Here is a 12,725-nt window from a genome sequence, read left to right as displayed (position 1 = left end):
ACAATCTAATATTACCCTTAAAATCTCGCTACCAGTAACGCTGCCGGATGTTAGTCAACCCGACCCATCGTTACGCCGTCCATGCCCAGGCGTCGCTCGCGGCAAGTGTCCTCCAGAACGCTAAACCGAACGGAATCACGGGCAAAAAAACTGAGCTGGTATGTACCGGTATAGGCCCCGTTACACGACGCATACGACAGGCCAAGCGTATCCTGCCGGACGTAATACCGGCCACTGCCAAAGGCCTTCCCGTTGACAAAAAAGTCCAGCGTACTATCGGCCCGAAAGACAGCCAGTGCCTTTCGACCAGCAGGAAATTTCTGCTGCCACCGCCCTGTCAGCGGGTTGGACGGCAGATTGAACCCCACACGAAGGATCGCTATGCCCAGGAGAGCTAGGATGGATGCGTTTGTCATTGTATGGTTAGTTTAGCGACCGTACGTTTCCACGGTTCCTACTTTCTTGACTACCTGATTCATTGCTGGATGTTGATACGTTGACTGGATGTTAATTGACTATCGTTGGCCTGCGAAGCGGGACTGCTTCTCATCAGATACAAGTCATTAGGGAAGTAAAGCACCAATCTGCCGTCGGTGCCGGTCGATGTGAAAGCGTAGAAACTCAAACCGCTGCCCGATGTCCAGCGGGCCGGAAATGGGATGGGGATGAATAATGGCCTCCAGATCTTCCCCGTCCACGGCGTAGCTGAAAGCTTCCAGCAAGGATTGTAAACTCGCCAGCGAAGCGCACCAAAACGCCAATGTCCCACCCAGGCGCGGGGCGGCATTAGCCGGTACCTGCTCGTTGGGTTGCCAGGTCTTCTCAATCACTTCCTCAATAGAGCGACCCCGGTTAGTGAGTTCCCCGGTCCAGATGGGTGCGCCATTGCGGTAAGCCTCCAGGGCCCGCCACATGCCCCAAATACCGCCCTGTTCGGCCCAGAACAGGTGTTCGGTGTTCTCCAAAGCGCTCCAAACCTCAGGCAAGGGTTTATACTGCGCCTGCTGGTCGGTCAACTGTGTCACCGTGCTGATGTAGCGAGTGCGGGCCGTGGCGATGTCAGATAGAAGGGGTTTCAACAGGGGATGCATCGAAAGGGGATTTGCTGAGTAGGATATACTGGCATAATGTGTCACTTGTTTTCCGGGTGGCGGAACAGCGCGCTGGCGTGAACAATCTGCCAGGAACCCTGCTGCTTTTCCATATTGCGAGTTTGATAATACTGTTCAACGTGGCCTTCGGGCGCGGTGCGAAGCTGGGCAAAGGTGACAAAGGCACTGGTGCCGTTGATCCGAATCCGGTTGTCCGAGTTGGCGAATGTCGAGCGGTCGGGTTGGGCCGCCTGGAGACTCACGTTCCGAATGGTCTGGGTAATCTGTCCCTGCTCGTTGGTACTGAAAAAGGCTTTCCCATCGGTCCGCAGCCCCAGGTGGGTGGCGTAGGAGACGGCTGCCCAGCAACGGGCAATCGCGTAGGCATCGCGATTTAACCACGACTGGGTTTCGCGTTCGATGACCGTTTTAATCGCGGTTTCCTCTGTGCTTTGGGCCGGGACAGTAGTTCGGGTAATGGTCAGCAAAAAGCAGACAAGCGTTAGTTTATTCATAGTAGTAAAGGTGTCAGACGTACTTAGTGGGCGATTCCGGCGCCCGGCTTTGTTTTATAGTCAGCTACCGCTTTAAGCTGGAAGCACCCTTGTTTTAGGTCGCTATCCGTTTCGACCGGCCAGGCTTGATTTTAAAAAGTTGCGACATTGCATAGCTGCTTTACGATGAATAAATGTTGTCAAGTCGTTTAGGTCATTGAATCATCACTTCTGTCAGATGAAGAAATTCAGCAGGTCATTTATTTATTCGTTGAGGTTGCAACGGGCGTTTGAATTAGAGCCAATTTCACCGCTTCGTAGAGGTTGACGATGCCACCCGTTTTCGATAAGGTTACGAAGTCCACCAGTTGGCGGGTACCCGGTTTGTAAACCATCGTATGAAGCGGTGTCGCCGATTGCATAATGATGCGCTTGATAGCCTGGGGCGTCAGTTGAGGAAAGTACGATTTCAGCACGGCTGCGATACCCGCCACGACGGGAGTGGCCATGCTCGTGCCACTCATTGGCTGGTAGTCGTTACCCGGTACGGTAGACAACACGCCAACGCCGGGCGCAAACACGTCGACGGTGTGCTGTCCATAATTGGAAAAGGTTGCCGCCAACTCCCGGTTATTGATACGCGAACTGGCCCCGACCGTAATTACATTCGGCATCTCTCGGCCATCAGGATAGGTTGCTGCCGGATAAAAAGCAACCGAGTCGATGTTATTATGATCATTCATAGCCGCGTGAACCAGCAACACCCCTTTTGTGTCGGCGTAGCGAATGGCCTCATCCACGATTCGGCGGTCGGGGGAGAAATCCTTGCCGAAGCTCATATTGATAATGGTGGCCCCATTATCGACCGCGTAGCGGATGGCGTTGGCAACATCCTTGTCGTGCTCATCCCCTTCGGGTGTAGACCGGATGGCCATGATGTAGGCGTGGTTGGCAATGCCCATAACACCGAGGGAGTTGGTACGGTTGGCGGCAATGATACCCGCTACATGCGACCCATGACTGGCGTCGGGTCCGATCACATCCGCATTGCCGTATCCCACTTCGGTCAGCTTATCAGGGTTGTCGCCCACAATCGGTTGGGGGTCGTATTGCAGATTATACCCGTAGTCCAGCTGCGTCTTCAGCCGTTTGATGTTTTTTTGCAGGCCCGCCAGGGCGTCATCCGCGTCGGCGAATCCCCGCTGCACCATCGGCCCGTAGATCATGGCTGCTTTCTGGCGCTGCGTCGAGTCGGTCGTCGGGGGATGGTGCAGCAGGGCCGAATCCAGCCGAGTCACACCGAGTGCTTTTTTTAGATCAGCGATCATGTTCTTCAAGCGCGTTTCCATCTGGGCATTCCGACCGTACGTAGTGGTTAGCTCCTGCCGCTTTTGCTCGTAGTGGGCTTTAGCCCGCGTATACAGATCGTAGTCAGCCTGTTGCTCCGCCGGAAGCGAGGCCCGATGCGCCGTGGCATAGCATGGTCCCAGACGAGCCACAATCCGGGTTTCCTCCTTGCGGTCAAACTCAACGTTACGGCCGTCTTTGCCGCCCATAAAGTTCCAGCCTTTCACGTCGTCGACGTAGCCATTGTGGTCATCGTCTTTGCCGTTACCGGCAATCTCTTTTGAGTTGGCCCGGATGACCGCCTTCAGGTCTTCGTGGTTCGTGTCGACACCCCCATCGATCACCGCCACAATCACGGGTGTGGCTTTGCGACCGTTAAGTAACTCGCGGTAGGCTCGGTCGGTGCTAATGCCCATAACGCTATCGGTTCTAGGGTCGAGGTGATGCCATTGAACGGGTTGCGGCTGAGCAGCCAGTAAGCCGGGTAAAATCCCGAGGAGTAAGCAGATGAGATTTTTCATACGGTTGGATTAGTCGTTAAACGTCATTTCGAGGAAACAGCAGCTTGTTGACTAACCGGCTTTCCGGCTGGTTGCTGCTGGGTGACGCAGTGCATTCCGCCAGACGCGTAGTTCAGCTGGATGGGATTAATCTGGATCAGCTTTCGGTCTGGAAAGTATTTCTTAAATAGGGCTAACACGTCGGCATCCCGTTTTTTGCCCGCTTCCGACTCGCCCGGCTGCCAATAAGTCGGTAATAGAATCACCCCATTGGCGATGACATAATTCAAGTAACTGGCCGATGGCACGATGTACAGCACGGTGCCCGATTTGAGGTTGGGCCGGGCTCGCTTGATGTTTTGGTAATATCGGTTACTTTCGGTGACAACCCTTTTTTTATACGTAATCTGGGGGAATGGCACTTTGACAATCGTGAACGATTTCCCATCCTGGTCGGTTGCCTGTTGCAGGATTTTCAGGTTCTCCACCTTTCGATCATGAGTGATCCGCTTCACGGGGTCCGCACCAATTTCGCCCTCCTCCATCCAACCTAGCAGAATCGTGCTGGCGTTGGCAAAGCGGCAGAATTCATCCACATGCCCCCCCGTCCCCCGAACAGCATACAGCACCGAATCGCCCAGCAGTCCCAACCGGTCATCATCGGCCGGGCCTTTTTTGAGCCAGATTACCTTTTTTACGCCCAAAACTCGTTTTAAGTCCTGTTCAATGGCCGCTTTCGACAGATGGGGATTGCGTTGCAGGGTGACCGATTCCACCTGCAAGAGCGTACCCCTCCCGTTGACTTCGATGGCACCGCCTTCCATGAAGACGCTGGATGTGATTATGGGCAATTTGAGACGATGGGCGATATCCTTATCAAGCTCGTCGTGTTGGCGGGCGCGCTCGGTCAGCGAATCGGGATGCGCCCCGTAATTGCTGTAGCGAAAATCGACGACGGCCAGTTGCCCTTCGGCGTTACGCACGAACACCGGACCCGGATCGCGGTACCAGTAGTCGGTGGGGTCTTGCCTGATGATGCTGATTCGACTCGTGTCAATACCAAAGGGGGTAAACCAGCTTTTCCCTTCCCGAAACAGGGTATCTTTTTCCAGGATCAGATTCAGCTTGACGAAGGGTACCAGCGCCTGAATCATCTCCAAGGTGGTGGTATCGAATTTGGTCTGTGTCTCTTCGGTGCGCAGGCCCATCCAAACCGTCTCCTGGGGTTCCCATTCAGCGGGCATGGTGTAGCGGGTCTGCCCTTGGGTTAGGGTTGAAACCAGCCAGACGGATAAAATACGAAGTAGGGTTAATTTCATGGTATATAGTCGAGGATAGGTCTTCTTGTTAGCCAACGGTGTCAGCCGGTCTGGCGTGGGAAGGGGGCCTGGTGATTAGGGCTATGTTTTCTTCGTTGCGCTTGCCTTCACTAGGAACCGCTTGTCGGTCAGCGCCCGCAAGAATTCTTCCAGATCCTGTTTCTCCTGCTGACTGAGTCCTAGCGGTTTAGCCAGCAGCGGGTCGCGGTTCATGGCACCCGGCACCCGCTTGTCGGGCTCATTGTAATGATCAATGACTTGCGCTAGCGTTTTGAACATCCCGTTGTGCATGTAGGGGGCCGTCAGGGCCACATTGCGCAAGGGACCAATCTTGAACTTGCCCAGATCAGCGGCCCGCTTGGTGATGGCGGCCCGGCCGCTGTCGGCCAGCGTTTTCCCATCGAACAAGCCGATGTTTCTAAATTCGGAGCTATTGAAATCCGCCCCGAAATGACACTGCACGCAGTTGGCTTTACCATTGAAGAGGGCAAAGCCCCGCTTGGCCGACTCACTCATGGCCGCTTCGTTATCGTTCAGCCGCCAGTCATCCAGGGGGGATTCGGCCGTTTCCAGGGTCTGCTCAAACTCGGACAGTGCCTTCGCTAAATTGGTTTTGGTGGGTAGCTCTCCAAATACCTGCTTAAAGTAAGCCCGGTAGGTCTTACTTCCGTTCAAACGTTTGATGGCCACATCAACGGGCAAATCCATTTCATCGGGGTTGGCGATGGGAATCAGCGCCTGCTCCTCCAGGGTAGCGGCCCGACCGTCCCAGAAGAAGTTGGCCTGCAAGCGCACGTTCATGGCCGAAGGGGTATTGCGTTTTCCTTTCCGGCCAAACACGCCCAGGCTCAGCGCTGACGTATCGGCAAAGGCGAATTCCTCCCGGTGGCAACTGGCACAACTAATCGTTCGGTTGCGTGAGAGAATGGGATCGGAAAACAAGCGTTTCCCCAACGTCATTTTGTCCATGGGCTCGTCGGTAACGAACGTAGCACTCACCAAAACGAAGGCGATTAGAGCGGTTAGGCAATAGAGGTCCGTTTTCATGGCTTACCGGGAGTAACCCGGCCAAGCGCCAAGGTGGGTACAGCTTCCCGGCGGTCCCGACAGGTATCCAGGATCGCGGTGAATCGAACCGAATCCGGGACTAAAAATTGCAGTCGATAGGTACCGAAATACGTCGGGTTACACTTGCCGTCAGTGAGCCCAATCGTATCCTGCCGAACGTAATAGCGTCCCGTTAAATACGACTTCCCATTGACGAACCCGTCGTAGCTACCGTCAGGCCGGAAGTTGACTAGTAGCGTTACCCCGTCTATCTGCTGCTGCCAGCGCCCGACCATTGGGTTTGCTGGATCAACGAAAGAAGACGAAAGGGCCAATAGCAAAATGAGGCCTACGGGGAGGGTGAATACTTTTTTCATGATCGATGTGGTTGTTGGTTTAAATCAATTTTGTCATGACTCCGTTAGGGCTTGACTGCATTAACCGCATCGGCGGACCGCCGACCCACGGTAAAGTTGTGCAGATCACCGTTACGCCCCTTACAGGTATCCCGAATGGTAACGAACCGGACTGAATCGGGGGCATAGAAGCCTAATTTGTAGGTGCCGTAGTAAGCCCCGTTACAACTGACGTCGGCCATCCCCATGGTATCCTTTCGGACGAAATATTTTCCGTGGGTGAACGCTTTGCCATTGATGAATACATCAAACGTACTGTCGGCTCGGAAAATAAACAGGGCGGTGGCTCCTTTGTAAAGTTGCTGCCAGCGCCCTACCAACGGGTTAGGCGGGCTGATGAACGATACTGAAATCAGGGCAAGGGCCGCAATGGAGGTAAGGAATGCTTTTTTCATGGGGTAACTAGGTATAAAAAATAAACTGACCAATAGATCTAGCCATTAAAATTCAGGGCTTGGCCAGGGGGACCGCATCGGCGCTGCGCCGACCGGCAGTGAACTGATGCATAGCCCCGTTACGGGCTTTGCAGGTATCAGCAATAGCCGTAAAGCGGACCGCGAATCCGGGGCGAAGAAATTGAGTTTATAGGTACCGTAGTAGTCTATCCCGCATGCTGTGTCAGCCAGGGCGAAGGTGTCCTGTCGATCCCTGTACTTGCCGCTGGTAAACGTTTTTCCATTAATGAAAATATCGAATGTATCGTCAGGCCTGAAGACCAGTAGCGCAGTGGCACCTTTCACCGTTTGTTGCCATCGACCCACAATAGTATCGGTCGGAGTGCGGAACGATACGGCAGTTAAAGCGGTAATGACAAACGAGAAAATAAGGACTTTTTTCATGCCAATTAGGGAGATACGTTAGCAGAGAGATCGGTTTATAGGGCTGAAGTAAGCCGGGTTGCCTCCAGAGTTGTTAGTCGTAGGGTTGCCGACCCGAAGAAACACACAGTCATATAAATAACGACACCAATCTCAACAAAAAAGGCCCCTTTGCGAATCCAGTCGGTTTGCCACAAGCGCTCCATCAGGGCCGGGCTGAAGTATCCCTGATCAAACTGTGTTTCAATGGGCACCTGAAACAGAATGGTCGATACCCAGGCCGTTATGGCGCAAGCCAGCGCTACCCAGAGCGTCCATTTTGGTATGCTCGCTGGCCGGTTGAAAAATAATGCGATTAGGGCGATGTTGCCCAGTAGAATGGGCAGCACTAGAAATGGCAGAACGTATTGACTGGTGGCTTTGTGCCAGCGGGCGAAGTCGGCCGGAGGAATAGAACGGCCTAGATCGGCGTAGCTCAGGTATTCGACAAACTCATTCATCATGCCCGCCCCAAAGCAGTAAAACGTTAGCAGCAGATAGGCCAGAAAGACCCGGTAAGGTGAATGCGGCTTGGCTTCCATGTGGTGTTTAGTTAAGGTCACCGTCGGTTTAGGACAGCTTAAACGACAACACAAAGGAAAACAAGCCGCTTGTATGCGTCTTTTGCGTACGTTGCAAATGCGTTTGAAAACGTTGCAGCGACTGATATGCAGATGCTTTAAAGCGGTTTTATCGCCTTGGTGGAGTCAGTGGACACTGAACAAGCAATCAGGAAGCCGCTGAACCCACTTTCTTTTTCACCTCGCTGGGCGCGTAGCCGAAGTGCCTGGAGAAACTGGTGGAGAAATTAGCCGGATTACCAAAACCGACCATATAGGCCACTTCCGAGACGGTGGCGACGTTACGGGTCAGTAAGTCTAAGGCGCGTTGTAGGCGGACCACACGGATCAGATCGCCGGGCGATTGATTGATAAGCGCTTTGAGCTTGCGGTGGAGTTGGGTACGACTAACGCCCAGATTGTCGCTCAACTGATCGACACTAAACCCTTCATCCTCCAGATGGGCATCGATGGCCGTCCGAACCCGGTCAAGGAAGGCTTGCTCCATTGACGGCAAAGCGTCTCCCGTATGCCAGAGACTATCCCGGTTGAATCGCTCCCGTAACTGTCGGCGACTGGTGATCAAATTAGCAATCTGAGCCATTAGCTCCCGCTGGTGAAACGGCTTGGCCAGATAGCTATCAGCCCCCGTTTGAAGCCCCTCAATCCGGCTGTCGAGGTCGGCTTTGGCTGTTAACATCACGATGGGGATGTGGCTGGTGCGCTCGTCCTGCTTTAAGGCTGCACAAACCTGATACCCATCGAGTTTGGGCATCATCAGGTCAGTAATAACCAGGTCGGGTACATGCTCCTGCGCGAGTCGAACGCCTTCTTCTCCGTTTATAGCCTCAATAATCCGGTACTGATGCCCTAACGACGAGCGGATAAATTGACGGACTTCATCGTTGTCTTCAATCAGTAGGAGTTGGGCGTCGGCTCCACCGGACGATTGAGGAAGTGGGTCCTCTACGGGATCGGTAACCCCACGGTAGGACGTGGGTAAGCTATGTTCTACCCCATCCCGAATGGGATGCTCCTGACGAATGGGCAGGCGGACGGTGACGATGGTACCAATGCCTTGCTGGCTGTCGATATGAATACGACCGCCGTGTAGCTCGACTAACTCTTTGGTTAAGGCCAGACCGATGCCGAAACCCTCCTGCTCGCGGGTGATGGAGGCATCCACTTGGTAGAACTGATCGAACACGTACGGAAGGTTGGCGGCCGGTATCCCAACGCCCGTGTCATGAACGACCAACGTAGCCCAAGGCTCCTCTACCCTGACACCTTCATCGGTTAATCCAATAGACACCTCGCCCCCGGCTGGGGTGAACTTGATGGCATTCGAAAACAGGTTGTAGAGTATTTTTTCGATCTTGTCCCGGTCCATGTCCATCATCAACTGATCGAGGCTGGCCGTCACGTGCAGCGCGATTTGTTTCTGATGGGCCAGTGACTCAAACGAAAGTAGAGTGCCTTTCACCAAACCCACCAGATCGACGGATGTCGGGGTCAACTGGGTTTTGCCCGCTTCCAGTTTGCTCAGATCGAGCAGTTGATTGATGAGTTGGAGCAACCGCTGGGCGTTTCGATAGAGGAGCCCAACCTGCTGTTTGGTTTTGGGTTCTTCTGTTTCGGCCAGCACCTGTTCAGCCGGGCCCAGCATTAAGGTCAGGGGAGTGCGAAATTCGTGAGTCAGGTTGGTGAAAAAGCGCGATTTGATGGCATCAATCTCCCGGAGTTTGTTGGCCTGCTGCTGAATCTTTTCGGTTCGTTCCTGCACAGTTTGCTCGAGTACCTCATTCTGTTCGGCCACCAGCTTGAGCTTTTCGGCTTCCTGGGCCAGGGTCTTTTGGGAAAGGGCGTTGACCTGATTTAGTTGCGCAGCCAGGCTACCATTCGTTCGGGCAAAATCCTGGGCTAAGTAAAGTGAAGTACAAAGCGGCAAGGTTAGCAACCCAAACGCAATGAACCAACTTTGCCCGGACGGGTTGTTGGGCCAAAGGCCCAATACATCGCCGTTACCGGCTGCTACCCCATACACCACCGCCACCGCCAGTATCCCTACCCCGATCAACCAAATGCCGGGTTGTTTCCGGTATATTCCCTGCCAGACCACCCGTAGCACTTCACCTACACAACCACTAGCGAAGGTGATGAGGACCCATTCCATTGCCAGCGTCGGAAAGACCAGAAAGATTCCATACAGAAGCACTCCTATACTGCAGAATGCCCATACCTGGCGGGGCTGACTGACGTAACAAATTGAATAGATAAACGCCACGGTTAGCACTGAATAAGCCTGGTTCAAGCCCACCATCAAGTAACAGATTAGTTGCAGGGTAGCCGGATTGGTCAGGATGTTATCAACATACACGCAGGCTGAAGCGCCTGTAAAAAAAGCCAGGCTTAAGCTGTAATATAAGTTAGAGACCCGGACTGGATAAAACAGATACAGAAATAAATGCAATAGAGCAAACAGGCCCGTACCAAACACGAGCACTAAATTCAGGCTATTATTACGGGCCATGTTAAGCGTATACTGGGCGAGCCGGTCATGCGGAGCGATCCAGCTCAGAAAGCCCTGTCCATAGCGCACTTTGCGGGTGAGGTAGCGGTGAAAGGTGGAGACACGAACCGCCAGCACATGATCGCCGGGCTGATCGAGCCGGAAGGCCACTGGCTCATTGTTGGGTATATAGCTCGTTTCCGTCGCCCGTGAATGGCCAACCTGGCCGAACCCACCAATACGCTGCCCATCCAGATAGATATCCGAGGCCCCCATGTGGTTAATTTTGAGCGCCATCATCTGGCCTAAAAGTGGCTTATCCAGCGTAAAGTGCAATCTGAACCAGCCCACTCCTTTCCAACCGGGGGGCGTATTGCCCACATTATTGCCGGTTTTTGCCCGTTGCCAGGCGTGATCGTCCAGCGCTGGATTGGCCCAGGTCGGGTTGTCGCCGGCCTGGAATCGCCAGGGCATTGGATACAGGAAATAGCCTGCCAGGCCTTTTTGTAAGCTATCCGCCGTCAGGAGTAAACTAGTTGGCTGAGCCTGCGTTACAGGCATGGACAGGGCAAGCCAAACGGGGAATGTACCGAAAAAAAGTCGGAGCGCACGAGCGTAAAAGCCAATTGGACGAGCATTCATAGACGGGCTGGACAAGCGGAGCAACACGAGGCACTTAATTAACATCAAGTTAGGAATTCTTGCTGATTAATAGGGTCGTGAGTCGCTATCGGATTTGTAAGCGGCAAGCTGTACGTCTCCCAAACAATACGGCGGCATTCAGTGAAAGAGTTTGATGCGATAAGCAATCACCACAGTTACTTACCTGCTTACCCTATGTGACGCTTTTTAGTCGGCTTACATGAGTTGATAAACCGTTGGTAAAGCCATGCCGCTAACGGGTCCGTTTCTAAGGTGAATTGGCTCAAAGCCATTCGTAATGATTACTTCGTCTCTTCTAAAATGACATCCTTGGCAATTACCCCCCTCCTACACTACTAATATCTTCGTCCAATAAAAGGGTCGTGACTGTTGCACAACGCTAATAGCCTTATGTTGAGGAAGATGCCTATCTTGACGTATGGTAGGAACAAAACACCCCGCTCCAAAACAAGGCCATCCTCTGCTACTCGACCAATGTGTACCCCAGCAGAATCTATATCGACGCTTAAAACACGCCATTGATTTATCCTTTCTATATCAAGTTGTCCAGCCCTTCTACGGCAAATGCGGGCGACAATCGATTGATCCGGTTGTTTTCTTCAAATTAATGCTGGTGGGGCATTTGGAAAACCTTACGTCGGATCGGGCTATTATTCGCACTCGGCAGCGCTTACCCGAAAGTGTCTTCGAACAGTGCTTCCAGTGTGTGTTAACCCACTGTGTTGAGCTAGGGCTGGTCGATGGGCACACCCAAGCCATCGATGCGGCTTTTGTGGAGGCCAATGCTTCCCTAGATAAGTTAGAAGCTAAGCCGCTGGCAAAGTGGACATTGGAGAAAAATGAGCAGCCACTGATTGAGGCTTCGGATCGGGTGTCTTTTGATAAGACGAAACAATATATCAATCCCAAGAAAGTGACTCGTAATAATCGGGTTTATTATAGCCCTAACGATCCGCAGGCTTGCTTAGCCACCAAACCGAACAAGGCCTTTCGGCTCTATTACCTGGCTAGTATGGCCGTCGATTGTGCCCACCATGTGATTACCCATATTCAGGCCGATTCCGCTGACCAGAAAGATTCACGCCATTTGCTCAACATAGTCGATCGAACCCGCACTCGTTTGTCAAGGTTGAACTTACCATTTCGGTGTGTGCTGGCCGATGCCGGCTTTAGCTCAGGAGAAAATTATGCCGCCTTAGAGCATCGTCAAATCGAAGCGTACATCCCTTTATTTGGGCGTTACATTCCAGTTCGAGATCCCTTTACATATGAACCGGAGAAGGATCAATACCGCTGCCCTCAAGGGGCCATTTTACGTAATCATGGTATCAAGATGGCGGGTGGGTATGGTAACTACCGCTACATTGCCAGCTTCAGTGCCTGCCAAAATTGTCCCATTAAGGAAAGTTGTTGTGGTAACCGAGATCGTAAATCACTCAGTGTGACCATGTATGTTAGAGAGTATGAACGAATGGAAGCCCGTTTGACGAGTGCGAAAGGGAAGCGGCTGAAAAGGCGACGGAGTGCGGTGGTTGAGCCAGTTTTTGGTAGTTTACTGAACTACTTTGGGATGCGCCGGACGCCTGGCGAAGGTAAAACGGGTGCGCACAAGCGGATGGTGATGGCGGCAACGGCCTACAATCTCAAGAAGTGGCTATTGGCCAAGCGCTGGCCTAAAGTGGTTACTCAGGTGTTGGCTTTGCATCCAGGGGACTCTTTTTTGTCTTTATGGGACGGGTTACTTCAAGGGTTCTTTCATTCCAAAAGAGTTGTGCAACAGTCACCTCCGATATTGATCGGAACAAGGGCCCGAAAATTTAATATTTGTCAACTACAATCCGTCGCATATGATCTAACAATCTACTGATTGAGTTGCTGTTAATCAGCACTATAAACTACTGAGGCTTAGTACATATTAGCTA

General features: G+C 52.7%; 12 protein-coding genes. 1 reads left to right on the top strand and 11 read right to left on the bottom strand.

Going from position 1 to position 12,725, the window contains the following annotated elements; genetic code table 11:
* Positions 1-50 precede the first annotated feature (50 nt).
* The 11 genes from CWM47_RS09845 to CWM47_RS09795 form a co-directional block, all read right to left on the bottom strand.
* A complete protein-coding gene (locus tag CWM47_RS09845) occupies positions 51-416 on the bottom strand; it encodes a hypothetical protein (protein ID WP_100987812.1) in 366 nt (121 codons plus the stop codon).
* Positions 417-563: 147 nt separating this feature from the next.
* Entirely contained in the window at positions 564-1,091 is a 528-nt protein-coding gene (locus tag CWM47_RS09840; protein WP_100987811.1) for a DinB family protein, read from the bottom strand.
* Positions 1,092-1,132: 41 nt separating this feature from the next.
* A complete protein-coding gene (locus tag CWM47_RS09835; protein WP_100987810.1) occupies positions 1,133-1,606 on the bottom strand; it encodes a nuclear transport factor 2 family protein in 474 nt (157 codons plus the stop codon).
* A 239-nt stretch (positions 1,607-1,845) separates the two neighbouring features.
* On the bottom strand, positions 1,846-3,453 hold the full coding sequence (locus CWM47_RS09830; protein WP_206170629.1) for a S8 family peptidase: 1,608 nt from the start codon (positions 3,451-3,453) through the stop codon (positions 1,846-1,848).
* 23 nt (positions 3,454-3,476) lie between these two features.
* Positions 3,477-4,751: an agmatine deiminase family protein gene (locus CWM47_RS09825; RefSeq protein WP_100987809.1), complete on the bottom strand. Its 1,275-nt coding sequence runs from the start codon at positions 4,749-4,751 to the stop codon at positions 3,477-3,479.
* Positions 4,752-4,832: 81 nt separating this feature from the next.
* Entirely contained in the window at positions 4,833-5,798 is a 966-nt protein-coding gene (locus CWM47_RS09820; RefSeq protein WP_100987808.1) for a cytochrome-c peroxidase, read from the bottom strand.
* Positions 5,795-6,175: a hypothetical protein gene (locus CWM47_RS09815; protein WP_100987807.1), complete on the bottom strand. Its 381-nt coding sequence runs from the start codon at positions 6,173-6,175 to the stop codon at positions 5,795-5,797. The genes CWM47_RS09820 and CWM47_RS09815 overlap by 4 nt, the downstream gene beginning before the upstream one ends.
* A 44-nt stretch (positions 6,176-6,219) precedes the next feature.
* The gene (locus tag CWM47_RS09810; protein ID WP_100987806.1) at positions 6,220-6,609 is read right to left on the bottom strand and encodes a hypothetical protein; all 390 of its coding nucleotides are present in this window, start codon (positions 6,607-6,609) and stop codon (positions 6,220-6,222) included.
* Positions 6,610-6,654: 45 nt separating this feature from the next.
* Positions 6,655-7,053 carry a hypothetical protein gene (locus CWM47_RS09805; protein ID WP_100987805.1) on the bottom strand — a complete coding sequence of 133 codons (399 nt, stop codon included), beginning with the start codon at positions 7,051-7,053 and terminating at the stop codon, positions 6,655-6,657.
* 35 nt (positions 7,054-7,088) lie between these two features.
* Positions 7,089-7,613 (bottom strand): hypothetical protein, encoded by a 525-nt coding sequence (locus CWM47_RS09800; protein ID WP_100987804.1) that lies wholly within the window; start codon positions 7,611-7,613, stop codon positions 7,089-7,091.
* A gap of 187 nt (positions 7,614-7,800) precedes the next feature.
* Positions 7,801-10,782: a hybrid sensor histidine kinase/response regulator transcription factor gene (locus CWM47_RS09795; protein WP_170069419.1), complete on the bottom strand. Its 2,982-nt coding sequence runs from the start codon at positions 10,780-10,782 to the stop codon at positions 7,801-7,803.
* Positions 10,783-11,221: 439 nt separating this feature from the next.
* Between CWM47_RS09795 and CWM47_RS09790 the strand changes: the two genes are divergently transcribed.
* Positions 11,222-12,670 carry a transposase gene (locus CWM47_RS09790; RefSeq protein ID WP_100987802.1) on the top strand — a complete coding sequence of 483 codons (1,449 nt, stop codon included), beginning with the start codon at positions 11,222-11,224 and terminating at the stop codon, positions 12,668-12,670.
* Positions 12,671-12,725: the final 55 nt, after the last annotated feature.

This window comes from Spirosoma pollinicola (assembly GCF_002831565.1).
GTDB classification, from domain to species: domain Bacteria; phylum Bacteroidota; class Bacteroidia; order Cytophagales; family Spirosomataceae; genus Spirosoma; species Spirosoma pollinicola.
This window is presented reverse-complemented; position numbering and strand designations above follow the sequence as displayed.